This window comes from Allobosea sp. Root483D1, from assembly GCF_001429505.1.
Lineage (GTDB): Bacteria > Pseudomonadota > Alphaproteobacteria > Rhizobiales > Beijerinckiaceae > Allobosea.
The window spans coordinates 44,312-68,874 of the sequence record NZ_LMJW01000019.1 but is presented as its reverse complement, the minus strand read 5'-3'; the positions used below and the strand labels follow the sequence as shown (position 1 = coordinate 68,874).

At 65.9% G+C, this 24,563-nt stretch carries 22 protein-coding genes and 1 tRNA gene; 13 read left to right on the top strand and 10 right to left on the bottom strand.

What is annotated here, in order from left to right:
* The first annotated feature begins 161 nt into the window (after window positions 1–161).
* The 7 genes from ASE66_RS18460 to gpt all read left to right on the top strand — a co-directional run bounded on the left by ASE66_RS18460 (window position 162) and on the right by gpt (window position 8,863).
* Entirely contained in the window at window positions 162–2,258 is a 2,097-nt protein-coding gene (locus ASE66_RS18460; RefSeq protein WP_082613561.1) for a TonB-dependent siderophore receptor, read from the top strand.
* Window positions 2,255–3,493 carry an MFS transporter gene (locus ASE66_RS18455; RefSeq protein WP_244494979.1) on the top strand — a complete coding sequence of 413 codons (1,239 nt, stop codon included), beginning with the start codon at window positions 2,255–2,257 and terminating at the stop codon, window positions 3,491–3,493. The genes ASE66_RS18460 and ASE66_RS18455 overlap by 4 nt, the downstream gene beginning before the upstream one ends.
* Entirely contained in the window at window positions 3,490–4,236 is a 747-nt protein-coding gene (gene fhuF / locus ASE66_RS18450; RefSeq protein WP_057191183.1) for a siderophore-iron reductase FhuF, read from the top strand. Before ASE66_RS18455 ends, fhuF begins: the two co-directional genes overlap by 4 nt.
* Window positions 4,237–4,306: 70 nt before the next feature.
* Window positions 4,307–5,158 (top strand): FkbM family methyltransferase, encoded by an 852-nt coding sequence (locus ASE66_RS18445; RefSeq protein ID WP_057191182.1) that lies wholly within the window; start codon window positions 4,307–4,309, stop codon window positions 5,156–5,158.
* Window positions 5,159–5,285: 127 nt separating this feature from the next.
* Window positions 5,286–6,050, top strand: coding sequence for a competence/damage-inducible protein A (locus ASE66_RS18440; protein ID WP_057191181.1), 765 nt, complete (start codon window positions 5,286–5,288; stop codon window positions 6,048–6,050).
* A 421-nt stretch (window positions 6,051–6,471) separates the two neighbouring features.
* Window positions 6,472–8,241 (top strand): methyl-accepting chemotaxis protein, encoded by a 1,770-nt coding sequence (locus ASE66_RS18435; RefSeq protein ID WP_057191180.1) that lies wholly within the window; start codon window positions 6,472–6,474, stop codon window positions 8,239–8,241.
* A gap of 112 nt (window positions 8,242–8,353) precedes the next feature.
* Window positions 8,354–8,863: a xanthine phosphoribosyltransferase gene (gene gpt, locus ASE66_RS18430; protein WP_057191179.1), complete on the top strand. Its 510-nt coding sequence runs from the start codon at window positions 8,354–8,356 to the stop codon at window positions 8,861–8,863.
* A gap of 135 nt (window positions 8,864–8,998) precedes the next feature.
* Here gpt and ASE66_RS18425 read toward each other — a convergent pair whose 3' ends face one another.
* Both ASE66_RS18425 and ASE66_RS18420 read right to left on the bottom strand, forming a co-directional pair.
* Window positions 8,999–9,901: a DMT family transporter gene (locus ASE66_RS18425; protein ID WP_162262509.1), complete on the bottom strand. Its 903-nt coding sequence runs from the start codon at window positions 9,899–9,901 to the stop codon at window positions 8,999–9,001.
* 201 nt (window positions 9,902–10,102) lie between these two features.
* Complete coding sequence (locus tag ASE66_RS18420; RefSeq protein WP_057191177.1) at window positions 10,103–11,173, bottom strand: serine hydrolase domain-containing protein; 1,071 nt, start codon at window positions 11,171–11,173, stop codon at window positions 10,103–10,105.
* A 237-nt stretch (window positions 11,174–11,410) separates the two neighbouring features.
* Between ASE66_RS18420 and ASE66_RS32140 the strand changes: the two genes are divergently transcribed.
* Window positions 11,411–12,100: a hypothetical protein gene (locus ASE66_RS32140; RefSeq protein ID WP_156412227.1), complete on the top strand. Its 690-nt coding sequence runs from the start codon at window positions 11,411–11,413 to the stop codon at window positions 12,098–12,100.
* Between the two features lie 179 nt (window positions 12,101–12,279).
* On the opposite strand, the gene ASE66_RS18415 is transcribed toward ASE66_RS32140, so the two are convergent.
* Together ASE66_RS18415 and ASE66_RS32735 are read right to left on the bottom strand one after the other, a co-directional pair.
* Window positions 12,280–13,041 carry an AAA family ATPase gene (locus tag ASE66_RS18415; protein ID WP_057191176.1) on the bottom strand — a complete coding sequence of 254 codons (762 nt, stop codon included), beginning with the start codon at window positions 13,039–13,041 and terminating at the stop codon, window positions 12,280–12,282.
* A gap of 739 nt (window positions 13,042–13,780) precedes the next feature.
* On the bottom strand, window positions 13,781–14,692 hold the full coding sequence (locus ASE66_RS32735; RefSeq protein ID WP_244494978.1) for a cell wall hydrolase: 912 nt from the start codon (window positions 14,690–14,692) through the stop codon (window positions 13,781–13,783).
* Between the two features lie 228 nt (window positions 14,693–14,920).
* On the opposite strand from ASE66_RS32735, the gene ASE66_RS18405 reads away from it, so the two are divergent.
* Window positions 14,921–15,616 carry a pentapeptide repeat-containing protein gene (locus ASE66_RS18405; RefSeq protein ID WP_057191220.1) on the top strand — a complete coding sequence of 232 codons (696 nt, stop codon included), beginning with the start codon at window positions 14,921–14,923 and terminating at the stop codon, window positions 15,614–15,616.
* Window positions 15,617–15,660: 44 nt separating this feature from the next.
* Here ASE66_RS18405 and ASE66_RS18400 read toward each other — a convergent pair whose 3' ends face one another.
* The 3 genes from ASE66_RS18400 to ASE66_RS18390 form a co-directional block, all read right to left on the bottom strand.
* Entirely contained in the window at window positions 15,661–15,885 is a 225-nt protein-coding gene (locus ASE66_RS18400) for a DUF4167 domain-containing protein (protein WP_057191174.1), read from the bottom strand.
* 414 nt (window positions 15,886–16,299) lie between these two features.
* The gene (locus ASE66_RS18395) at window positions 16,300–16,557 is read right to left on the bottom strand and encodes a hypothetical protein (RefSeq protein WP_057191173.1); all 258 of its coding nucleotides are present in this window, start codon (window positions 16,555–16,557) and stop codon (window positions 16,300–16,302) included.
* 182 nt (window positions 16,558–16,739) lie between these two features.
* Entirely contained in the window at window positions 16,740–17,072 is a 333-nt protein-coding gene (locus ASE66_RS18390) for a DUF1236 domain-containing protein (protein WP_057191172.1), read from the bottom strand.
* A gap of 222 nt (window positions 17,073–17,294) precedes the next feature.
* On the opposite strand from ASE66_RS18390, the gene ASE66_RS18385 reads away from it, so the two are divergent.
* The gene (locus tag ASE66_RS18385; RefSeq protein ID WP_057191171.1) at window positions 17,295–20,108 is read left to right on the top strand and encodes a phosphoenolpyruvate carboxylase; all 2,814 of its coding nucleotides are present in this window, start codon (window positions 17,295–17,297) and stop codon (window positions 20,106–20,108) included.
* 253 nt (window positions 20,109–20,361) lie between these two features.
* Here the strand turns inward: ASE66_RS18385 and ASE66_RS18380 are convergent, their stop codons facing one another.
* The 3 genes from ASE66_RS18380 to ASE66_RS18370 all read right to left on the bottom strand — a co-directional run bounded on the left by ASE66_RS18380 (window position 20,362) and on the right by ASE66_RS18370 (window position 21,785).
* The gene (locus ASE66_RS18380) at window positions 20,362–20,652 is read right to left on the bottom strand and encodes a hypothetical protein (protein ID WP_057191170.1); all 291 of its coding nucleotides are present in this window, start codon (window positions 20,650–20,652) and stop codon (window positions 20,362–20,364) included.
* A gap of 107 nt (window positions 20,653–20,759) precedes the next feature.
* A complete protein-coding gene (locus ASE66_RS18375; protein ID WP_057191169.1) occupies window positions 20,760–21,119 on the bottom strand; it encodes a hypothetical protein in 360 nt (119 codons plus the stop codon).
* Between the two features lie 147 nt (window positions 21,120–21,266).
* The gene (locus ASE66_RS18370; protein WP_057191168.1) at window positions 21,267–21,785 is read right to left on the bottom strand and encodes a hypothetical protein; all 519 of its coding nucleotides are present in this window, start codon (window positions 21,783–21,785) and stop codon (window positions 21,267–21,269) included.
* 259 nt (window positions 21,786–22,044) lie between these two features.
* On the opposite strand from ASE66_RS18370, the gene ASE66_RS18365 reads away from it, so the two are divergent.
* The 3 genes from ASE66_RS18365 (at window position 22,045) to ASE66_RS18355 (ending at window position 24,455) form a co-directional block, all read left to right on the top strand.
* A complete protein-coding gene (locus tag ASE66_RS18365) occupies window positions 22,045–23,625 on the top strand; it encodes an AMP-binding protein (protein ID WP_057191167.1) in 1,581 nt (526 codons plus the stop codon).
* A gap of 29 nt (window positions 23,626–23,654) precedes the next feature.
* Window positions 23,655–24,308: a DUF1190 domain-containing protein gene (locus tag ASE66_RS18360; protein WP_057191166.1), complete on the top strand. Its 654-nt coding sequence runs from the start codon at window positions 23,655–23,657 to the stop codon at window positions 24,306–24,308.
* Between the two features lie 60 nt (window positions 24,309–24,368).
* Window positions 24,369–24,455, top strand: a tRNA-Leu gene (locus tag ASE66_RS18355).
* Window positions 24,456–24,563 lie beyond the last annotated feature (108 nt).

Genomic DNA, 24,563 nt, shown 5'->3' with positions numbered 1-24,563 from the left:
TCGTGGGGCGGATGAGGTCACGTCGGAGTATAAGATGTTGTTTGATATTTTAAGTATATACCGCTAATATTTACTTTTAACAATTCAAAACTATAATGTATTGACCGATCTATTCTCGGTTGTTAGGCCGCGATCGTCGTTCCCGTCGAGAGTCGTGTGCCGTGAATATTCGCTCTGCCTTGCTGGGCTCGTCCGCACTGCTGTTTGCTCCGATCGCTGCCCTGGCGCAGGGGACTGACCGTATCCAGCTCGACACGATCGTGGTCGAAGGGCAGGGCTCCGGCGAGAAGGGCGTCTTCAGCGCCAACGGCTATGTCGCCACCTCCGGCCGCAGCGCCAGCAAGACGGATACGCCGCTGCTCGAGACGCCGATGTCGATCTCGACGGTGACGCAGACGCAGCTCGAACAGCGCAAGCCGCAGAACCTGCTGGAGGCCTTGGCCTATACGCCGGGCGCGCGCATCGGCACCTATGGCTTCGACCCGCGCTACGACGCCTTCACCATCCGCGGCATCGACGTCACCCACAATGCCGTCTTCCGCGACGGCCTGCGCCAGATCGGCAGCCCGAACGGGCTGATGCGGCTCGAACCCTATGGGCTGGAGGCGATCAGCGTGCTGCGCGGCCCGGCCTCGGCGATCTACGGGGCCAGCACCAGCGCCGGCATCGTCGACCTGATCTCGAAGCGGCCGACGCAGACGCCGTTCCGCGAGATCGAGATCCAGGGCGGCTCCTTCGGCCGCAAGCAGTTCAGTTTCGACATTTCCGGCCCGGCCAATCCGGAGGGGACGCTGCTCTACCGGCTGACCGGTCTCGTCCGCGACGCGAAGAGCGACATCAGCGCGATCAGGGACGATCGCGTCTTCATCGCGCCGGCGTTGACCTGGAAGCCGAACGAGGCGACCAAGCTCACCGTGCTCGGCGAGTACATGGATTCGACCACGGGCGGCACGGCGGCCTATCTCAACCAGTATGGTCCCTACATCGATCGCCAGGGCAATGTGCTGTCCAAGACGCTCGGCGCCACCAAGGTCTATGTCGGCAACAAGCGCTACAACGACTTCCGCCAGCAGCAGGCGCGGATCGGCTACGAGTTCGAGCACAAGTTCGACGAGGTCTTCACGCTGCGCCAGCGGGCGCGGTACCAGCAGCTCGGCAACAATCAGCAATATGTCTACTTCGACCCCGGCCTGACCCGCGAGAACACGGCCGGCGTCTCGGTCGACACCTCGCTGGAGGCGAAGTTCCGGACCGGCGCGGTCGATCATACCTTGCTCGCCGGCGTCGATGTCAGCCGGCTGCACTACAAGAGCAAGGAAGCCTTTGGCGGCGTGCCACTCGGCTACAATCCCGCCTTCCTCTGGCGGACCGAGCAGACGCTGACCACGACCGGCGTCTACCTGCAGGATCAGGTGAAATGGGGAGGCTGGCGCCTCTCCGCCGGCGTCCGCAACGATTGGGTCGACAGCAAGTTCGAGGCGGGCGCCGCCGGCGCGGTGCCGACGCAGAGCAAGCGCGCCGACGGCAAGTTCACCGGCCGCGCCGCGCTGTCTTACGTCACCGATTTCGGCCTCGCGCCCTATGTCAGCTACGGCACCTCCTTCGTGCCCAATCCGGGCACGGTGCTGAATGGCGGCGTCGCCCAGCCGACGACTGGCAAGCAGGCCGAGCTCGGCGTGAAATACGATTTGCCGGGCTACAATGCCTCGCTGCGCGCCGCGGTGTTCAACATCCGCCAGGACAATGGCGTGGTCTACGAGGTCGTCGACGGCCTCAACCGCCAGGTCCAGCTCGATCTGCGCTCCAGCGGCTTCGAGATCGAGGGCGTCGCCTCGCTGGCGAACGGGCTCAGCCTGCAGGCCTCCTATTCCTACAACGACGCGCGCATCAAGAAGCTGACGGCGGAGACGGTCGGCAACCCCCTGAGCAGCGTGCCCTACCACATGGCCTCGCTCTGGCTCGACTACACCGTGCAGGACGGGCCGGCGCGCGGGCTCGGCATCGGCGGCGGCGTGCGCTATGTCGGCTCCAGCCTCGGCGACAATCTCGGCCGGCCGGTGATCGACAACAAGGCGCGCACCTTCGTCGACGGCTCGGTCCGCTACGACCTGGAAAACCTCAGCCCGCAGCTCAAGGGCCTGCGCTTCCAGGTCAACGCCACCAACCTCTTGAACGAGATCCAGCAGACCTGCACCGCCGGCTATTGCTATTTCGACGAGGGACGCAAGGTCATCGCCAGCCTGCGCTATCGCTGGTGAGGGCGCTCGGGTTGTCGCCGGCGGCGATCGTCCTCGCCATCGGGGGCCTTTATGTCGGCCAGAGCATCATCGGCGGACTGACCTTCATCGCCCTGCCGAGCGTGCTGCGCGAGCGCGGCCTGCCGCTCGACCAGATCGGCCTGACCTATCTCGCCGTGCTGCCCTGGGCGCTGAAGTTCTTGTGGGCGCCGCCGGTCGAGCGCTATCGGCTGCCGGGTACCGGGCCGGCGCGCTCGCGCACGATCGTGCTGGCGACGACATTGGTGTCGGCCGCAGGGCTCGTCGCGGTCGGACTGATCGGGCCGGTCGCTTTCGTGCCGCTGATCTCGGTCTTCGTGCTGATCGCCTTCTCCGCCTCGACCGGCGACATCGCCTGTGACGGACATGCGGTCGAGACCCTGTCGCAGGCCCATCATGGCTGGGGCAATGCCGCCCAGGTCGGCGGAGCCTATCTCGGCTCGGCGCTCGGCTCCGGCCTGTTTCTCGTGCTGGTGGCGCGGCTCGACTGGCAGCTCGCCACCTTCGCCATGGCCGGCTTGCTCCTGCTGCTGGCGCTGCCCTTCCTGCTTTCGCCAGCTCCGGCTGCGCCGGCCCGGCGCACGCACCAGCCCTCGCTGAAGGAGGCGCTGAAGCGGCCCGAGATGCGCTCCGGCCTCCTGCTCGCCGCCGTCTATGTGCCGGCGCAGAAATGGGGCGTCGCCATGCTCGGCCCTTATCTGGTCGATAGCGGGCTCGATCTCGCCTCGCTCGGGCTGGTCAACGGCGTCGGCGGTCTTGCCGTCGGCTTCGCCTGCGCGCTGCTCGGCGGCGCGCTGGTGCGGGCTCTCGGTGCGCGCAGCGTGCTTGTGTTGGCGCTGCTGTTGCAGGCTTTATCACTTGCGGGGCTCGCCTTCGCTGCCTGGCGTGGCTTGCCGCAGCCGCTCGTGCTCGGGCTGGCTTTGGCAAGCTCCTCCGGCATCATGGCGCTCGGCTTTGTCGCGCTCTATGCCCGCTTCATGGCGCTGTCCGACCCGCGCCAGGCCGGCGTCGACTTCACCTTGCTGCAATGCATGGACGGACTGGTCAGCATGGCCGGCGGCATCGGCGCCGGCTGGGTCTCGCAACATTTCGGCTACGGCGTCTGCTTCGCGCTCGCCGCCGGCGTCGCCCTGATCGCGGCGCCGCTCGCCGCTCTGTTCGGCGGGGTCGCCGGGCCGGCGCGACCGACGGCGCCGGAGCAGGCGGCGCTCGGATGAGCGAGGCACGGCCGCTGCCGTCCTTTGCCGCTCGCTTCCCGGAAGCGCTGGCCTGGTACAGGGACAAGCTCGTGCTGCCCGGCGGGGCCCGGGAGAGCGTTTCGGGTCGGGACCTGCTCGAAGGCGGGGCCGACCGGCTGATGGCGCGTTTCGCCACGCTCTATCCCGATAGCGACCGGCGTGCGCTGGTCTCGATGTGGACGCAATGGCATTTCGGCGCGCTGGTCATCCCCGCGACCGTTGCGATCCTGCTCGGCGAGCGCGACCTGCCGCTGGACCTCGACCGGATCGCGATCGTCCCGCAGGAGGCGGGGCTGACGAGCGCGATCGTCATCCCCGACGAGGGCGCTGCGCGATGCGATGGCGGCGATCCCTTCGCGCGCCTGTTCGAGGGCCATGTCGCGCCGCTGGTCGCCCAGCTTTCCGGGCAGTTCCGGGTGTCGCCGCGGCTGCTCTGGGCCAATGCGGCGGCGATCTTCGAATGGACGCTGCAGCAGCTGCCGGCCGATCTCGCCGATCCGCAGGCGCTGGCGGCGGCGCGCCAGCGGCTGGAGCGCCGCCTGGAGCCGTCCGGCCAGCGCAACCCGATGTGCGAGGCGGTGCGCTATCCGGTGGAGCAGGGCGAACCGGTCCGGCGCCGCAAGCTCTGCTGCCTGCGCTATCTCCTGGCCGGCGTCGCCGATTGCGGCAGCCTCTGCCCGCTGCATGCCGATTGCGCCTCGGCTGCCAGCGATGTCGCCTGACAGGCCTTCGCGCCGCCTCGGAGATGATCGGGCTCTGGCGCCATCCGCGCTGGGGGTGTACAGCGCGCCAATGGCATTCAATGAGATCAGACCGGCCGAGGACCAGCCTTTCGGTACCTTCGCGCCGCGGGGCAGCATCGCCCGCATCATCGCTTGGACGCGCTGCGCCTCCGGCTCCTTCCTCGGCCGCAAGGTCGCCTTCGCGCTGCGCCGGCTCGGGCTCAACCGGCTCAAGGGCCAGCCCGTCGACATCGAGGCGCTCGGCGCGCAGATGCGGCTCTATCCCGAGGGCAATGTCTGCGAGAAGCGGGTGCTGTTCACGCCGCAATATTTCGATGCGCGCGAGCGCGAGCTCCTGGCCTCGCGCATCCGCGACGGCTTCAGCTTCATCGATGTCGGCGCGAATGTCGGCGCCTATTCGCTCTTCGTCGCGGCGCGTGCCGGGCGCGGGGCGCGCATCCTCGCAGTCGAGCCGCAGCCCGACATCTTCGCGCGGCTGACCTACAACATCGCCCAGAACCCTTTCGGCACGGTCAAGGCGATCGCCTGCGCGCTAGCCGACAAGCCGGGCGAGCTGACGCTGTTCCTCGATCCCGCCAACAAGGGCGAATCGAGCGTGCGCATCCTGCGTTCCAGCAATGCGAACTCGGTGCGGGTGCCGGCGACGACCCTGCTCGCGCTGGTGCAGAGCGAGGGCTATGAGCGGATCGACGCGATTAAGCTCGATGTCGAAGGCGCCGAGGACCTGATCCTCGAACCCTTCCTGCGCGATGCGCCCGAAGCGCTCTGGCCCGGCTTCGTCATCGTCGAGGATTCGCGCGGCCGCTGGCAGGTGGACCTGCCGGCCCTGCTGGAGAGCAAGGGCTACAAGCTCATCGCCCAGACCCGGCTCAACCTCGTCTACGAGCGCACGACCTCGTGAAACGCCGCGCCGCGGGCGCATGGCGGCCCCGACTGGCGCGCCGCTTGAGCAATTGCGCGCAAGCGGCTTAGCTCGCTGGCCTTATAGGGGCACGCATGCGGCGAACGAGAACAGCAGGGACAAGCCCATGACGGCAGCGCCAGCGCCCGCCTTCCAGCCGGTGGTCACCGCCGCGATCCTGGTGATCGGCGACGAGATCCTCTCCGGCCGGACCAAGGACAAGAACATCGGCTACATCGCCGAGTACCTGACCAATATCGGCATCGAGTTGCGTGAGGTCCGGGTCGTGCCCGACCTGACCGACGAGATCGTCTCGGCGCTGAACGCGCTGCGCTCGCGCTACACCTATGTCTTCACCACGGGTGGCATCGGCCCGACCCATGACGACATCACGGCGGATGCGGTCGCGACCGCCTTCGGCGTGCCGATCGACTACGACCAGCGCGCCGTCGACATGTTGCTGGAGCGCTTTCCCAAGGATCAGCTCAACGAAGCCAGGATGCGCATGGCGCGCATTCCCGCAGGGGCCGATCTGATCGCCAATTCGGTGTCGAAGGCGCCGGGCTTCCGGATCGGCAATGTCCATGTCATGGCCGGCGTGCCCGCGATCATGCAGGCGATGCTCGATGTCGTCGCGCCGACGCTGAAGACCGGCGCCAGGATACTGTCGGAGACGGTGAGGGCGGGTCTGAAGGAGGGCGATATCGGCACGCCGCTTGCCGAGATCGCGAAAGCCCATCCCGACTGCTCGATCGGGTCCTATCCGTTCTGGTCCGAGACCGGGCCGGATACCAACATCGTCGTCCGCTCGCGCGATCCGGAGAAGCTGATGATGGCGACGTCGGCCGTGCAGGCGATGGTCGAATCCGAGCGCAAGCGCCTTAACGGATAGATTGCATAAATGAAATACACGCAACTTACAGGTTGCGTTTCTCAAATTTCTAACGCCGTTTAAAGTTTAATTGCGCAGCAGTCTGGAATAATTCGCAAGTATCTCTAGGGCATGGATAGAGGCGTTTCTATTTGATGTAGCGAGTTTTTATAAATTTAGTCTGCTAACAAAAATGGCTGTATTCGATTTCACTGAATGTATTCAATCCGTCGACAGCGCTTGATTTATAGTAATTGTTTTAATTGAATGGGCTTAAGTGGGATTTTTAACTTAGAGACCGTCTTCGCTTAGCAAGTCATAAACCATTCTCAGTCATTCTGATCTTGCGGGCCAAGAGTTCGCTGGGGCTGAATGCGGGGGACGGGGCATGCGGCTGAATCCATTTGCGGGCGGCATATCGCGCCGTGAGCTTGAAGGCGAGATGGCGGCGCTGAATCGCGCCATGGCGGTAATCAGTTTCAAGCTCGACGGCACGATTCTCGATGCCAACGAGAATTTTCTGAAGGCGGTGGGCTACACGCTGGACCAGGTGCGGGGGCGCCATCACAGCATGTTCGTCTTGAAGGAGGAGGCTCAGAGCGCCGACTACAAGGCGTTCTGGGAGCGGCTGCGGCAGGGGGAATACGACGCGCGCCAATTTCTCCGCGTCGGCGCCGACGGTCGTGAGCTCTGGATCGAGGCGAGCTATAATCCGGTCCTCGATTCCGGCGGCAAGCCGGTCAAGGTGATCAAGTTCGCCACGGTGATCACCGACCAGAAGAACCACGAAGCCGACATGGCGGGGCAGGTGGCGGCGATCCGCAAGGCGATGGCGGTGATCGAGTTCACGCTCGATGGCCACATCCTCGACGCCAACGAGGGTTTCCTCGCAGTCACCGGCTATTCGCTGGCCGAGATAAAGGGCAAGCATCACGGCATGTTCTGTGATGCCGCCTATCGCAGCTCGGCGGAATACCGCGCCTTCTGGGAGAAGCTCGGCCGCGGCGTCTACGATTCCGGCCAATACCAGCGCTTCGGCAAGGGCGGCCGCGAGGTCTGGATCCAGGCGAGCTACAACCCGATCATGGACGCCAAGGGCCGGCCGATGAAGGTGGTGAAATACGCCACCGACATCACCGAGCAGAAGGCGGCGCGCCAGCTCGCCAAAGCGGTCGGCGAGGCTCAAGGTGTCATCGGCCGGGCCAAGGACAAGGACCTGACGAGCCGCATCGACATGGCCGGCAAGGAGGGCGAGGTCGCGGTCCTCTGCGGCGGCATCAACGAGCTGATCGAGACGATGGTCGAGGTGATCGGCGCCGTCGGCGCGATCTCCGGCAAGGTCGGCGCGGCCGCCGACAAGATGGCGGGCGAAAGCATCGAGCTCGCCGAACGCGCCGAGGTCCAGGCCTCGAGCCTGCAGGAGACGGCGGCGACGACCGAGGAGCTCGCCGCCTCGATCAAGACCAGCGCCGGCAATTCGCGCCAAGCGGCGGCGCTCGGCAACGAGGCCAAAGCCGTCGCCTCGCGCGGCGGGGCGATCGTCACCGATGCGGTCGCGGCGATGGGCCGGATCGAGCAGGCCTCGACCTCGATCGCCGACATCATCTCGATGATCGACGAGATCTCGTTCCAGACCAATCTGCTCGCGCTCAACGCCGCGGTCGAGGCGGCGCGGGCCGGCGATGCCGGGCGGGGCTTTGCGGTCGTCGCCTCGGAGGTCAGGGCGCTCGCCGGCCGCTCCAGCGAATCCGCCAACGGAATCAAGTCGCTGATCGCCAATTCGAGCGAGCAGGTTCGCTCTGGCGTCCAGCTGGTCAAGGATGCCGGCCGCACGCTCGAGGAGATCGTCGATGCGGCGAACCGTGTCGCCGGCACCATCGCCGAGATTTCGAGCGCGGCGACCGAGCAGGCCAATGGCGTCGAGGAGATGGCCAAGACCGTCGCCCATATGGACGAGATGACGCAGCAGAATTCGCTGATGGCCGATTCCAGCTCGAAGCTGTCGCGCGACCTGCAGAGCGAGACGCAGGCGCTCGCCGCGCTGGTCGGCGCCTTCCGGCTCGGCGCCGACAACCAGCCCGCGCGGCTGGCGGCGGATCTGCGCTCGGTCCTGCCGGCGATGAAGGCCGCGGCTGCGCCGGCGAGACCCGTGCCGCTCCCACGCGCCAGGGTGGCGGGGGGCCGGAGCGACGACGGCTGGGCCGAGTTCTGAGAGGGCCGCCGGCGGGACGTGCGGCGGGGATTGTGGCCGTCAGGCTCTTGCCAGCGCCCTCCGGATGCGCTTTGCGGGAAGGCTCTTTCTTCGCTTTCCCGCAGGACCCGCCATGGCCGACGCTTCCTCCAACAAGGCCTTCCCCGTTTCCTGGGACCAGTTCCACCGCGATGCCCGGGCGCTCGCCTGGCGCCTGGCCGATGCCGGACCGTTCGAGGCGATGGTCTGCATCACCCGCGGCGGGCTGGTGCCGGCGGCGATCATCTGCCGCGAGCTCGGCCTGCGCATGATCGAGACCGTCTGCGTCGCCAGCTACCACGACTACAAGAACCAGACCGAGCTCAGGGTGATGAAGGAGATCGCCCCCTCGATCCGCGCCATCGGCGACGGCAAGGGCAAGGGCGTGCTCGTCGTCGACGACCTGACCGACACCGGCAAGACCGCCCGCGTCGTGCGCGAGATGCTGCCCAACGCCCATTTCGCCACGGTCTACGCCAAGCCGGCCGGCGTGCCGGTGGTCGACACCTTCGTCACCGAGGTCAGCCAGGACACCTGGATCTATTTCCCCTGGGACATGGGGCTGTCCTATGTCGAGCCGATCGCCAAGGACCACAAGGGCTGAGCGTTTCCTAAGCCCTCATCCTGAGGAGCGCTCGCAGAGCGCGTCTCGAAGGGTGCTTCAGGAGGCTCCGGAAACATCTGGAGCATCCTTCGAGACGCCGCTTCGCGGCTCCTCAGGATGAGGGCTGTAGTAGGTTCAGGCGTGGCTCGGCGCCTTGAGCGCCACCACCATGCCGAGGATGGCCAGCGCCATGCCGGCGATCTCCAGCGGCGAGGCGTGCTCGCCGAGCAGGGCGGAGCCGGCCAGCGCCGTCACCACCGGCACCAGCGGCAGGAACAGCGCCGCCCGGCTGGCGCCGAGGATGGCGACCGCCTGGGTGTAGAGGAAGAGCGCGCCGGCGCCGACGAGCACGCCCTGATAGACCGCCTGCAGCGCGATCGCCGGCAGCGGCACCTGCAGCAGATGGACCGGCTGCACCAGTGCCAGCAGCGGCAGGAGCGGCACCGAGAGCAGGCAGGTCGCCATGGTGACCTCGACCGCATCCGCCCCCCAGCGTCGCGCCAGCAGGCCGAACACCGACCAGAGCAGGGCGATCAGCACGAAGAGCAGGTCGCCGATCCAGGCGCCTTCGCGCGTCGGCGTGTCGACAAGCGCCTCGTAGGAGAAGACCGCGATCCCCGTGACGATGATGGCGAGTCCGACCACCCTGAGCGGGCTGATGCGGTCGCCGAGGACGAGCACCGCGAGCAGCGCGGTCACGACCGGGATCAGCCCCGGCGTGATCACCGAGGAGTGCAGGGCCGGGGCGAAATGCGCGCCGCCGACCAGGATCAAGCTGTAGCTCGGGCCGACGAGTGCAGTGAGAATCAGCGCCCGCTTCCAGCCGAGCTTGCCGACCGGGAACGGCTTCAGCCGCTGCAATGCGAAGGGCAGCAGCACCAGCGCGGCGGCGAGAAAGCGCAGGATCGTGACGTCGCCGGCCGAGAGCCCGTCTGTCACCGATTGCCGCGACACCACCGCCTGCACGCCCCAGATCAGCGAAGCGAGAATGCCGCAGGCAAAGCCGATGGCGAGACGGGGGGAGGCGGGTGGGGACACGGGGTGGGGCCTTGCGGGAGCAGGGCGGCTTATGGGCGCGGGAGGGGACGGCGGCAAGGGTGGGCGGCGCATGGCGGCCCGCCTCGGCGTCATTCTCGGGCAGAGCGAAGCGCAGACCCGAGAATCTCCTGACGAGAGGGCGCCGACCGGAGCCTCCTCCGGCCTGAGATGCTCGGGTCAAGCCCGAGCATGACGGCAAGCCTACTCCGCCGCCGCCACCAGCCGCTCCAGGAACCCGTCGATGGCGGCCTTGTCGATCCAGCGCAGCACCGCGACGAGGTCGTGCTCGGGGTCGATCCAGATCAGGTTGTTGCCCGCTCCTTGCGCGCTGAAGGCGCTCGCCGGGAGCTTGGGATTGGCGGCGGGGCCGCGGTTCAGCCACCAGAGGAAGCCGTAATTCGGCAGGGTCGGCGAGGGCACGACCGATTGCGCCAGCCAGGCGGACGGGATCAGCTCGCGCCCCTCCCAGACGCCCTTCTGCGCGATCAACTGGCCGAAGCGGGCATGGTCGCGGGCGCTGATGAAGAGGCCGCCGCCCCAATGGCCGCCGCCGGGGACCGATTGCATGCGCTCGCCGTCGATCTCGAGCCATGAGGTCTCGTAGCCCTCCCAGCGCCAGCCTTGCGAGGCGCCGATCGGGTTCATGATGCGCTCGCGCAGCACCTCAGGCAGCGGCCGGCGGAAGCGGCGCAGCAGCGCGTAGCCGAGCGCGTTCACCCGGACGTCGTTGTATTCATAGAGGCTGCCGGGCTCGCTGAGCTCGCGGCGCTGGCCCTTGCGGCTGTTGTCGGCGCCGATGCCGATTTGTCTGTGATGGTCGACCTGGTCGGACTTGCCGAAGATCTCGCCCTGCCATTCGCTGTTCATGTTGAGCAGATGGCGCCAGCTGATCTTCGCATTGTGCGGGCTGGAGAAATGCGGGCCGTCGACGCTTTTGCCGACAGGCTCGTCGAGATCGGCGATCAAACCGTCGGCGACGGCAAGGCCCGCCAGCACCGAGAGATAGCTCTTGGCGATCGAGAAGGTCATGTCGGCGCGCTCGACATCGCCCCATTCGGCGACGACCTTGCCGCCCTGCATGATGATGCCGGCCGGCCCGCCGCGCGGCTCGACCGGCCCGACGATCTCGGTCCACGGACCCTTCTCGTCCCATTCGCGATTCCCGACATAGGCGCCGTCCGGATAGAACATGCTGCGCGGCCAGGGGGAGTCATGCGCCTGCGCGAAATCGACGGCGGCCTGGAGGCAGGCGGTGGAGAGGGAGCTGGGCAAGGCGGGGACTCGGGAAACGAGGGGCTGATGGGGCAGGTTTAGCATTGCTGCCTAGGGGCGTCTGCACGCCAAACCCTGCTGGGCGGAATAGCGGCCATCGGTGGGAGATTGGCGCCTCGGCGCGTCGGAAACTGGAATGGCGTTGCAGCTCAAATAGCGTTAATCCAATATATAACTGCTGGCGAAGCCCTGTTATGAGAGTATGCTGTGATAGAATACGCGACGAAACATTTCCTCGTGCTTTCCGCTATCGCCACGATAGTTGGTGCGGCAATGTCTGCTCTGTTTGCCTATGGTTATTTGCTCGTATTTGGCTCAGGGTTGGTGTGGATATTGGAGTATTCAGATTTATTGAAACTGGCTTTAATTGGAGTCATTTTTCTTCTGGCATATGTTTCGATTATTACTGTTTTTGTTCAGGAAATACCTAAAATTGTAAAATCTGAAAATAAGAAAATGAGAAATATTACTTTAGTCGCGCTCACGGTCTCATTGATAGCGATTTATGTATTGCCAGAATATAAGATTTTTCTGGGCGATGATATTTGGAATAAACTCAGGATTTTGACAGTTTCTTTTTTAATTTTATTTTCGATGACAACGCTTATTATGTCCATAGATGTAATTAATCGGCTGGTTAGCGCTCAGGTTATCACTTTCCAGATGTATGTAAGTTTCGGCATCAGTGTGATGTTGGTCGTATTTGTATTCGGATGCTGCAGAGGGTTGTATGTAAAAACCTCTAAAGATTCTCTTGTTGAAATTATAGCTAGAGATAAAGGAAATATTGAAACTATCTATAGAGAAAGCAAAATTATCATGATGCTATCACACCACGCGATATTTCAGAATTCGGATAATGTTGTAGTTATCCCAGCGTCCGATGTTGTTAAGATCACGGCCGGGAGTAAGGGGTGGTCGCATTGAGCCTTGGCCGACGATCCATCAAAATGGTCCCGTACCGTCTGATCAGCATTGCCCACCATTTTGCGGCACGATGCTGATCAGATAGGGCCGGTCGGCGCGGCGTTGGCGAGATCGAACCAGTTGATAGGGAGGCCGAAGCGCTCCTGCTCGGCGATGAACATAGCGAGGACATTGCCCCCTCACTCCTCCATCATCGTCTCCACGAACGTCGCCGGGTCCAGGCAGAACTCGCGGATGAGGCGGAAATGCTGGGTCTGTTCGATCGTCACGGGATCGAGCCCGTATTTGCTCAAGCCAAGCAGGCGGGCGCCGGGATAGGCCATCAGGATCGGGGCATGGGTCGCCATGATCACCTGGCACTGGCCGAGCCGGTCCATGCGGCGCAGCAGCTTGAGGAACTCGATCTGGCGGGCCGGCGACAGCGCCGATTCCGGCTCGTCGAAGATGAAGATGCCGCGGCGCTGGCAGCGCTCCTCGAAGAAGCGCAGAAAACCCTCGCCATGCGAATGGGAGAGGAAGTCGGGCGGCGCGTAGCCTGACTCCCGGGCGGCGCTGTCGAGATAGCGCGCCACCGAGAAGAAGCTCTCGGCCCGGAAGAACCAGCCATCGGTGACCTTCGGCAGCCAGCTCGCCTTTAGCGCGCTCGCAAGGCGCCCGCCCATGGCCTCGACGGCCTGCGCATGATCGACAGGACGGTAGCCCTTGCCGCCGCCGGCCTCGTCAAAGCCGGCGAGCGCGGCGATGCCTTCGAGCAGCGTCGATTTTCCCGTGCCGTTCTCGCCGACGATGATCGTGATCGGCCGGTCGAAGGACAGCTCGAATTCGTCGCGGAGGAATGGGAGGCACCAGGGATAGGCCTCTGCATCCGGCACCGCCGCGCGGTCGAGCCAGATGCGCCTGAGATAGGGCGCGGGCAGGCGGGTCGGGTGGCTTCGTCTCATGGGCGCTCGTGGGCGTGGTGAAGCAGGCTATAGCGTGCTGCGTTTCAATTAAAGCGCGTGTCATCCCGGGCGACCGCAGAGAGACCCGGGATCCATTCCGGAACCTCAATCTGAAAGACTCAGGAATGGATCCCGGATCTGCGCTGCGCTCCGTCCGGGACGACGCGCGCATAAGCGGCGAGGGCTATGAAACGATCGTCCATGGTCGCGCGTCCCGCCGGCTTGCACCGCGAGGGTTGAGGTGAACGCCATCCGAGGGAGGCGCGGGGTCGGGCGGCGTCGCAGTCGACGGCTGCGTGCCGAATGTCGATGTCGATGATGTCGAAGCAGCGCCACTGGCCACTGCCCGAGCCCCGCGCGCGGTTCTCTGTGAGCTCTCGTCGTGTGTTGCGTCCGGCTGGACCGGGGTGCCTACCCCGAACGACGAAACCCTCCGCAGCTACTCGGGACCCGCAACGGTCCTTTCGCACACGGACACCGCTCTCCCGCCCGGCCTCATGATGCCTCGCGAAGCCCCCTCGGTTCGGGCGGGACGGGGAGAAGCATACAGCAGGTTCAGGGGGCGGGGATTGATTGGGGGAGTTATTCCGCTCGAGGCCGCTGCGCGTGACGCAAAGGCGCGGGGAACCCTCTCCTTCCAGGAGAGGGGTTCCGCGGCGTGGTTCTTTGTGCGCTCGACAAGCGAAGACGTGGATGGCCGGGACAAGCCCGACCATGACGAGGAGGCGCGGGGAGAAGCTCAGTCCTGCGCCACGCTGCCGCGCAGGCCGCGCGAGGCGGGCATCAGCGCCGCGAGGCGGGCGTCGCTCTTCGGCGGGACGATGAAGGCCTGGGCGGTCTTCCTGGACATGCCGAGATCATAGGGCCGGCTCGGCGGCAGTGTCATGTTGCTGACGAGATGCATCGCCGGGCTTGCGGGCGCGGCGGCTGCCGGCGTCTCCGGCGCGAAGGCCAGCGGCGCACTCGCGAAGGAGGTCGGCGCGGTGGAGGCGCTCGTGGCGAGCGGGGCGGGCTCAGAGACCGCGGCGAGCTGATAGCTCGGCTCCTCGATGCGGCGGCGCTCGGGACGCTCGCCCTTGACGTAGAAGGCGTTGCCGCCGGCCACCGTCACATAGTGCATGTTGGCATAGGAGAAGCGCAGGCCCGCCATGTGGAAGTGCTTGGCGTTGCCGACAGCCTCGTTGCGCTTGCCAGCGAGGATGGCTTCGGCGGCGGCCTCGGCCTTCGGCAGGTCGCGGGCGACCAACTGGCGGGTGAGCACGCCGGGGGCGAACTGGCGCGGTGCGCCGACGACGCCGCAGATCGTCTCAGGGTAGCGCGGCGCTCCAACCCGGTTCATCACCACCGTGCCGACGCCGAGCAGGCCCGACTCGCTCGAGCGGTTCGATTCGAAATACATCGCGCGGACGAGGCATTCCTTCTCGCGCGGATCGGCCTTGGCCAGTTCGATGGCGCGCTTGCGGATCTCGTGAGTCTGCTTCGTCGTCGTCGCGGGGCCGGCAGTCGTCGTCGCAGCGGTCTGGACAGGGGCCGTGCTGCAGGCGCCCAGGACCGGTGCTGCCAGTGAAATCAGAAGCGGGATCGCCTTGCGGCCGTAGCGGTTCTCAGCGGTGGAACGGACGGCATTTGCAGCGATCATAGCCCGCTTCATGCGGCAACCTCCTGAATTCGGGACCCTGGCTACCGCAAGCGGCGCGCCGTCGTCTCCGGCAAGGAAACCCGATCCTCTTATCAGAAAGTTAATTTCAGACGAAAGAGGCAAAGTACGTGACGGCTCGTCGCCGCCATTTCGAAACGCAGCCGGAGGCCCGGGCAGATTGCTCCACGGGCCCGCTTCGCCTAGCTGGAGCAGCTCCCAGACTCGCGGCGAGACATGACGATGACGGCGACCAACGAGTTCGACGTGGTTCTGGCGGATGTCGAGATCGGCAGGACCGAGGCGGAGCGCTACGCCAGGGACGGCAAGCGCCTCCACCTCGGCAATTGCACGCTGGAGGGGGCCGATCTCTCCAGCCTCGAGCTCAAGGGCTGGCATTTCGATCGATGCAGGCTCGGCCGCGCGCGTTTCGACGGTAGCGTGCTGGAGCAGGCCCGCTTTACCGCATGCCGGGCAGCCTTCGCCTCGTTCGCCGGAGCGAATCTGAGCGAGGCGGTGATAACCGGCGGCGATTTCAGCAATGCCAGCTTTCGGCGTTCCTCACTGGCGCATGCGAGCCTGTCGCAATGCAAGCTGATGGGCGCCGACCTCCAGGAGGCCAAGAGCTGGGGCCTGTCGCTCGACGAGGTAGTGCTCGCGCTGGCCAAGCTCGCCAAGGTCTCGTTTCGCAAGCTCACGCTGCGGCGGATCGACTTCAGCGAGGCTCAGCTGGTTGGCTGCGATTTCCGCGAGGCCGTCTTCGACGAGTGCTCGCTGCGTGACGCCGCGATGGTCGATTGCCGGTTCGAGCGCGCCGATCTGCGCGGCGCGGATCTCGGCGGGATACGTCTGGCGGATGCGAAAGCCTTCCGCGGCGCCGTGATCTCGAAGGCCCAGGCCGCCGTCCTCGTCCGTGAGCTCGGCCTGGATGTCGTGTAGAGCATGCGGGCGGGGTCGAGACCTTAGCCGCTTCGGGCGCTTCTTCAGGCCGCGCTGCCGTTGATCAGGCGGTGATAGTGCTCGGCATATTGGTAGTAGCGCTCGGCCTCGATGCTGTCGCCGGCGAGGGCCTTGGCCTTGGCCAAGGCGAGATAGCGCTCATAACTCGCCTGCGCGGTCGATCCCCGCCTTGTCTGCACGTCGTCGCGCGGTCCCGAGCGGGGAAAGCGGTTGTCGAAGGCTGTCGGTCTGGGTTGATGCGTGGTCATGTCCAGCCTCCTCATCCCAGCATCTTCTTGACGATGCGACGCAACTCCTGGCGGCTGAGGCCGCATGGCTGCGGCTTCCAATCGGGTGCGGATTTCGGCGGAAGCGTATTGGCGATCGCATTGGCGACACGCCCGGTCTCGGGTGACTTCAGTTCAATTGATTCTTGCATTTATATCCGTTTGCCGCCCGGCCAAGGCCGTGCGGTCTTGTGATGACATCGCCGGGCACAATGCGTGCGGCAATGGTGCTGCCATGGGCAGCATTCAGTTTTCGACGGTAGGATGGAGGCGCGCCGCCAGTTCCAATCAGGGAGCCGCTCGGTCATTCTTCGCCTGCGTGCTGTTTCTATCCAGGCAATGTGGCCAAATGAAGTTTGTATAGACAAAACCCTGCTATTTCGCGACTGCGGAACTTTACGGGAAATAGTTCTGCGGAACAGTTGCCGTACGATGACGGCATGGTCCTTTGAGGTTCTTCTCGATGGCCACCATGGCCGCGTCCACCGACAAGAACGGACCCTTCCGGATCTCGCTTAGACGCACGGCCTGATCCTGCGAGAGGATGATCCAGCAACTGCCGTGCGGATCGCGAATGATCGAGCAGATCGGACGCTCGAGCAGATCGTTGACGCCCCAGTTGTCGGAGAGATTGCGCCGCACTGTCGTGTCCATGGCGTCCTCCGGGTTGATCCCAATATGGCCATGGACGCGGTGATTGTAAGGGCAGGGCCGGGGCCTGGTCATTGTGCCGGGAGCGCCGGAAAGAGCCGTGTGCGTGACGGTTCGACCAGTCCGCGAAAAGGCCCGCCCTCAGGGGGCGGGCCTTCGATGCGAACGTAAAGCAGCCGATCGGGTCAGTTGATGACCTGGACGATGCGGCGCGTGCCGGGCTCGACCAGGACGGGCCGGTTGTTGACCACGGTGTAGCGATAGGCGCTGACGCCGTATTCCGCCGGCACGGGGTAATAGGTCACGCCGGTCGCGGGCAGGGTGGTGCCGACGATGACGGGCTGATCATAGCTGTACGAGGTCGGCCGCTGCTCGACCACATAGCGCTGGAAGCGCGGGGTCAGCTCGCTGCTGATGCCCGGCGGTTCCGGCAGGCCGTTGGGCTGGCCCTGATTCTGCGCCATCACGGCGCTGGAGCTGAGAACAAGGCCGGCGGCCAATAAGGCATGCTTGAGCATGGTCTGCTCCTTCCTGCATGGTACGGGGCTGAGGACGGATCGTGTCCGCTCCCTCTCAGGCCAACGAGGCGGGGAGGCTGATGTTCCTCACCAAGGCCAGATTTCGGGATCGGCGCTGCTCGCTGCTGCATTGCCGAAATGCTTTTCGCAGTTGCGGTAGAATCGGAATCCTGCTCACCTTCGGCCCGCCTCATCAAACGATTGAAAAAAGCGGAGAGCGGCGTGGCTGATGCGGAGGAATTGTCGCCATCGGCGCTGGCGGGCGAATTGTCGGCGGCGATCGTGCAGGCGCGTTCGGATGCGCGTGAGGACCCGTTCGGCAATCCGGTGCTGCGCGTCACGCTCTGGCTCACCCGCAAGATCGATCGCGGCGAGGTAACGCTGCAGGACACCGCGGCGCTGATCCGTCAGCTTGGCCGCGCTGCGTTGGCGGATCGAGCTGCCCGCGTGGCGTCCTATGTCGGACTGGAGCGGGACGAAGCCGAGGCCTATGCGGCGCTGGCCCGGCGTGTCGCCGACGAGGCGAGCGGCGCCGCCCAGCCCTTCGAGGCCTATGGCGCGGCGCTGGCGCGGGTGCGGTTCGCGGCGGTCTTCACCGCGCATCCGACCTTCGGCATGAGCCGGATGGTGGCGCATGCGCTGGCGGAGCTCGCCTCGAACGAGGGCGATGCGGCGGCGCTGATGGCGGCCGATCTCTCCTTCCGGCCGGATGCGACGATCACCCTGCAGGACGAGTTCGAGCAGGCGCGCTTCTCGGTACGCAACGCTCGCGATGCGATCGACCGGCTGAACGCCGCCTTCCTCGCCGAGGCGCGGGCGCGCTGGCCGCAGCGCTGGCGGGAATTGAAGCCACGCGCGCTGCAACTCGCCTCCTGGGTCGGCAGCGATACCGATGGGCGCACCGATATCGGCTGGTGGGACACGCTGCGCTACCGGTTGGAGTCCAAGCGCGGCCAGTTCTTCCGCCTGCTCGAGAAGTTGCCGGAGGCACAGGCGACCACCGAGGCGAGGGCGCTGGTCGAGGGCGCGCTCGCGGCCGTTGAGCGGCAGCTGGCGCTCTGCCCGCCGCTCAACAGCAAGCCTGAGATCGCGGCGTTGCAGACCTTCTCGCTGGCGCTGATCGGCGAGCGCGAGGCGGCCATGCCGGATGCTTCGAAGCTGCTCGCGGCGCTCGACAAGGCGGTCGTGCTGGCCGAGGACGAGGCGACGGCGAGCGCGCTGGTGCTGGCGCGAGCCGGCGTGATCGCGCATGGCGTCTCGATCGCGCTGCCGCATTTCCGGCTCAACGCCTCGCAGCTTCACAACGCGATGCGCGGCGTGATCCCGCTCGACGAGGAACCGGCCCAGCCGGCGCAGCGGCGCGCCTTCCTTGCCGCGGCGAACCAGGCGCTTGCCAGGGCGAAGCCGACGCCGGTCGATTTCGGGGCGCTCGCGGTCGAGCGCGCCTCGGCAGCGCGGATGATGATGATGGTCGCGCAGATCGTGAAGCATATCGACGGCTCGCGGCCGGTGCGCTTCCTGATCGCCGAGACCGAGACGGGCTATACGCTGCTGTCGGCGCTCTACCTCGCCAAGCGCTTCGGCATCGCCGACCTCGTCGAGATCTCGCCGCTGTTCGAGACTTCGGACGCCCTTGAGCAGGGTCCGCGCATCATCGACGAGGCGCTGCGCAGCCCGCATTGGCGCGACTATCTCAAGCGCCATGGCCGGCTCTGCGTCCAGTTCGGCTATTCCGATTCCGGCCGCTATATCGGCCAGGTCGCGGCGACCTTCTGGGTCGAGCGGCTGAGGAGCCGCATCCTCGAACTGCTGCAGCGCTACGGGCTGACCGAGGTCGAGCTGGTCATCTTCGACACCCATGGCGAGTCGGCCGGGCGCGGCGCCCATCCCGACAGCCTTAGCGACCGGCTCGCCTATCTCGATCCGGAATGGCCGCGGCGCGCCTTCGCCAAGGCTGGCGTCAGGGTCACACGCGAGACCAGCTTCCAGGGCAGCGACGGCTACCTGCTGTTCGGCACGAAGGGATTGGCGGGCGCGACGGTGGCGCGCATCGCCGAAGCCGTCTTCGCCGATCCGGCGACGAGCGCGGATGATCCGATCTATGCCGAGCCGGACTTCGCCACCGAGTTCTTCCAGACCGTGCGCGAGGAGATGACGCATCTCGTCGACGACCCCGGCTATGCAGCGCTGATCGGCACGTTCGGCCCGTCTTTGCTCGACAAGACCGGCTCGCGCCCGGCGGCGCGGCAGAGCGATGCCGGCGGGCCGACGGTGATCCGACATCCGCGGGAACTCCGCGCCATCCCGAACAACGCCATCCTGCAGCAGCTCGGCTGGTTGGCGAACAGTGTGCACGGCATCGGCCAGGCGGCGGGGCGCGCGCCGGAGCTGTTCGCCACGATGCGCGACGGTTCCGAGCGCTTCGGCCGGGCCTATCGCCTCGCGGCCCATGCGATGGCGCACAGCGATCTCGACGTCTTACGCGCCTATCTCGACACGCTCGACGCCGGCAGCTGGTTCGACCGGGCCCGGCGCACCGAGAAGGAGGGGCGGCGCGACGAGTTGCTCGCCGTCGCTGACGCATTGGCGCAGCTCGACCTCGCGCCGGCGTTGCGACGCCTCTTCTGGCGCTTCGCTTCCGACCGGCTGAAGCTGAAGGAGGCGGTGGGCGAACCGCCGGCCATGCCGGTCAGGCTGGTGGCGCTGCATACGCTCCGGCTGGCGCTGCTGCATCGGATTTGGCTCTCGGCGACGCATATCCCGGATTTCCGGCCGCATGCCGGGGTGACGCGCGAGCTTCTGGTGGAGCGGATACTCAGGCTCGACATGACCGGGGCGCTCGCGCTGCTCGGCGAGATCTTCCCGCTCAATCCCGACCCGGCGCTGGGGCTCGATTTCGGCGAGCCGCCGGGCCCGCGCGAAGGCGGCGCCTATGCGGCCCTGCACCGCGACGTCATCGAGCCGATGCGCGAGTGCTTTGCGCTGCTGCGCGAGATATCCGGCGCGATCCAGCACGAGATCGGGGCGTTCGGTTGAGAGGCTAACCATCGGCCGTTGGGCGCGGGGAACCCTTCTCCTGCATCGAAGTCGGATTCATCCGACTTCGAACACTTTGAGTGCTGAACTCGGGCAGGCCCGAGATCAGTGGAGAGGGCAGGGATGAGGGCCCGCCCCATCCGCAGTAGGCGCCACCGCGCCGCATCGCTCTAACAATCAGCGGCGGCCTCTCACCCTACCCTCTCCCATCCGGGAGAGGGGTTCCCGCGCGGATGTCGGGGAGGCTTACGCTCTACGCCGCCTTGTCGAGCGCGACCATGATGTCGGTGTATTCCGGATCGTGCGGGGACAAATTCCTGCGTGTCTCATCGCCCCAGCTTGCGAGCTTGACTACGCGTCCCATTGCCTCGGCGGTGCCATCCGTCTTGACCGGCTCGATGATGGTCAGCCCGCCGGCGTCGAGGAAGAAGGTGTGCTCGCCGAACAGCTCGCCGAGCTGGACCGTGGCGGGGTGGTTCTCCGGAATCGCCTGGGCTTCGAGCTGGTGCAGGGCGCTGTCGATGCTTGCTTCGGTCAACTTCATGATCAGTCCTTTCCATGCGGCGCTACGCGGGAACAGGGCAGGAGCGCCGAACTGCCCGTGGAAACGCTCCGGCCGTGCGGCCGGCATCCTTCGGATCGTCTGGTCTCTCAGATCGATTCTTCGGCGATCAGGGTCAGATCGCCGTCCTCGTCGAAGCCCACCGCGATGATCGCGGCCGAATTCATGCCCTTGGCCTGGAGTGCCTTGGCGGCCGCGGGAATGGCGTCGATCGACTGCCTGAGCTGCTTCAGGTCGTCGGGGCTGGCCTGTGCCACGGCGCTGTCGACCTGCACCCGCAGTTGCGGTGGCAAAGAGCCGCGCTCGACCACAGTGGCATTGCGGATGGAATCAGGATTCTGGAGCCTGGGATTATCCCGGATGGGGAGGGACGGGCCCTGGGCCTGTGCCGCGGCGGCGCCGGCGAGCAGCGCCAGCGACAGGCAGGCGGTCCTGACAAAATTACGCATCGTTGGCTCCTTTCCATCACTGGAGGGAGGGGCAAACGCCCGATGCGAAGCGACGCTAGATGCGAAATCCGGTCAGCCTCTGTCGCCGGTCTGACCGTTCGAAGGTATCAATGCGACGGGAATGCGATGGTCAGGGGAGCCCGGGGCTCAGCGCGCACGCTCCGACAATTCGGCCGAGGCGCTGGTATTGCGGTCAGAGATCGACTGGACTGGCTCCCAGACCGTATAGTTGTCCCTCGGGGTCGAGATCAGGTATTTGAGCTGGCCCTTGGCCTTGGCGGAGAGCAGCTTGCTGGTCTGGAAGCTGGCGAAGTTGGCATAGGCGCGGGCGCCGCCGTCGAAGACCACGACACGGTCCTTCAGGACGATGATGTCGCCCTTCTTCAGGGTCTCGTCCCGGAGATACCAGAACGGGTCGTTCGCATATTCCATCGGCTTGACGAGCGTGGTCTTCGGCCCGTCATTGCCGTCGAGCTTGACCGCCTTCTTCTGCTTCGGTCGCACGGTCATGTGCAGCGGGGTGCTTTCCGGCATGGGCGCAACGGCCCGGCGCTGCGGGACGCCGAACAGCGTCTCCCAGAAGCCCGCGGCGCTCGCCGGCGAGGCAGCAACCGAAACCGCGGCCAGCGCGGCGGCAGCTATGAGTTTTCTCGAAATGGTCGGCACGGCTGCAATCCCCAGCTCCGCAACCGGAGATAGCGATTAGTATGCCCGATCTCAATGACGATGGCGCGACGTGATGAACGGCTTCTTCGTCAAATTTCAGCGATTGCGCCGCCGCCTTTTCAGGATCGTTGAGATCATGGCGGTTTCGGGGTGATTCTTGTTGCGATGCAGCATGGCTGACGCGCCGGGCGCATTGCAACCATGCACCGGATCGCTACGTTCCGCTGTGGAGAGAGACGAACCCGGAGCGTCACGCGAGATGGCTGCGATCGAACTGCCGGCACAGCCCTTCGACGCCGAAGGCGCTCGATTGAGCCTGTTCCAGGCGCTGCTGGCGGCCGCCAGCAAGCATGGCAAGGGCCGCATCGCGCTGGAGGACCCGGAGCGCAAGCCGATCACCTATGGCCGGCTGGTGCTGGGTGCGTTTGTGCTCGGCCGCAAGCTCGCGGCGCTGACGAAGCCGGGCGAGACGGTCGGGCTGATGCTGCCGAATGTGCAGGGCATGGCGGTGACGCTGTTCGGGCTCTCGGCTTTCGGCCGCGTCCCCGCTTTGCTCAACTTCACCGCCGGCCTGAAGAACCTCACCGCCGCCTGCGAGATCGGGCCGATCTCGACCATCGTCACCTCGCGCCGCTTCATCGACCAGGCCAAGCTCGATGACATCGTCGAGGCGCTCGCGCCGGGGCGGCGGGTGATCTATCTCGAAGATGTCCGCAAGGAATTGACCAGCCTCGACAAAGCGATCGGCGCACTGGCCTCGCTCGTGCCCGGGATGGTGCATGCGCGCCATGCCGCCAAGCCCGACGATCCGGCCGTCGTGCTGTTCACCTCCGGCACCGAGGGCAAGCCGAAGGGCGTGGTGCTGAGCCATGCCAATCTGGTCTCGAATGCACGCCAGATCTTCCAGTTGGCGGCCGGCTTTCTCTCCGAGCGTGACGTGGTGATGAACCCGCTGCCGGCCTTCCATTCCTTCGGATTGACGGCGGCGCTGCTGATGCCGCTGACCCACGGCATGAAGGTCGTGCTCTATCCGAGCCCGCTGCACTACAAGCAGGTGCCGAAGCTGATCGGCGAAACGGCTGCGACCTTCCTGTTCGCCACCGACACGTTCCTGCAAGGTTACGCGCGCGCTGCGGATGAAGGCGACCTCAAGAGCGTGCGCTATGTCGTCGCCGGGGCCGAGCGGGTGAAGCCGGAGACGCGGCGGATGTGGGAGCCCTACGGCACCACCATCCTCGAAGGCTATGGCTGCACCGAATGCTCGCCGGTGCTGGCCTGCAACACGCCGGTCGCGACCAAGGATGGCAGCGTCGGCCGGCTCTTGCCCGGCATCACCGCTAAGCTCGAACCGGTCGAGGGCATCACCGAGGGTGGGCGGCTCTGCGTCAAGGGGCCGAACGTGATGCTGGGCTATCTCAACGCCGACAATCCCGGCGCGATCGTGCCGCCAGAGAGCGGCTGGCACGACACCGGCGACATCGTTTCGATCGATGACGGCTTCATCTCCATCAGGGGCAGGGCGCGGCGCTTCGCCAAGCTCGGCGGCGAGATGGTCTCGCTGGCGGCGGTCGAGTCGATGATCTCGGGGCTCTGGCCCGGTCACAACCATGTGGTCGTGGCGCTGCCGGATGTGCGCAAGGGCGAGCAGCTCGTTCTCGTCACCGAAAAGCCCGATGCCGAGAAGAAAGCTCTGCAGGACGAGGCCAAGCGCCAGGGTTTCCCGGAATTATGGCTGCCCAAGGCGATCCTGGTCACCGCGACGATTCCGGTGCTCGGCAACGGCAAGATCGATTATGGTGGCACGCGCGAGCTCGCCATCACGATGAGGCCGCTGCTGTGACGCCACAATCGCATGATCTGGGAAGCCGCATGATCACGCTTCTTCCCCTCGTCCTCGCCCGCGCGGCGGCCTTTGCCGTTGCCGGGCTTGCCCTGACACCCGCGGATCTCGCCGCCCAGGCGGCTGGCCAGACCTATGTCCGCCGCGATGAATGCATCGAGGCCGGCAAGCTCTCGGCCGAGCAATGCGAGCACGCCTATCGCAACGCTCGCGCCGAGTTCGAGCAGAAGGCGCCGCGTTACGGCTCGCGCGTCGCCTGCGAGCGGGCCCATAAGCGCTGCGGCGCCCAGGTCTCGACCACCGGCGGCTGGGACGCATTGGCGCGCGGCGGCGGCGGGCAATCTTACGTGCCGCGCTTCGTCGGCATCCGGGTGACCGGCGAGGGCGCCTCCGGCAAGGCCATTCCGATTGTCGAGGGCTCGGCCAAGGTCGCCTTCTCGGCCCGCCAGGTCGCGGCGCTCGACGACAAGGTCGCCGGCCGCCGGGCGGTGATGGGCGGCAGCGATGGCGGCGGGCGCGGCCAGCACAGCCAGCAGGCGAGCGGCCCCTATATCCGCCGCGGCGACCGCGACGACACCGTGCGCGTGCCGATGCAGGAGAAGAAGCTCGGCTCCGACGTCGCGCCGGGGCTCTATGTCGATCCGGACGGGGTCGAATGGTACAAGCCGGCGCACCGGCGCTGAGGACAAGCGCGCAACCGGCGCTTGTCGCCGGGCGCTGGTATCGCTAACCAGTTTCGCAGCGCGGACGTGGCGAAACTGGTAGACGCAAGGCACTTAAAATGCCTCGCCGGAAACGGTATGCGGGTTCGATCCCCGCCGTCCGCACCATGGCTTGAAAGATGAGTCGTCAGGTCAATAGTCAGCTGTGCGCCGATCGCTGACCTGGGCTCACCGCCGAGACGCGGACATGAGCGCGCGGGGAAGCCGCGTCCGTCT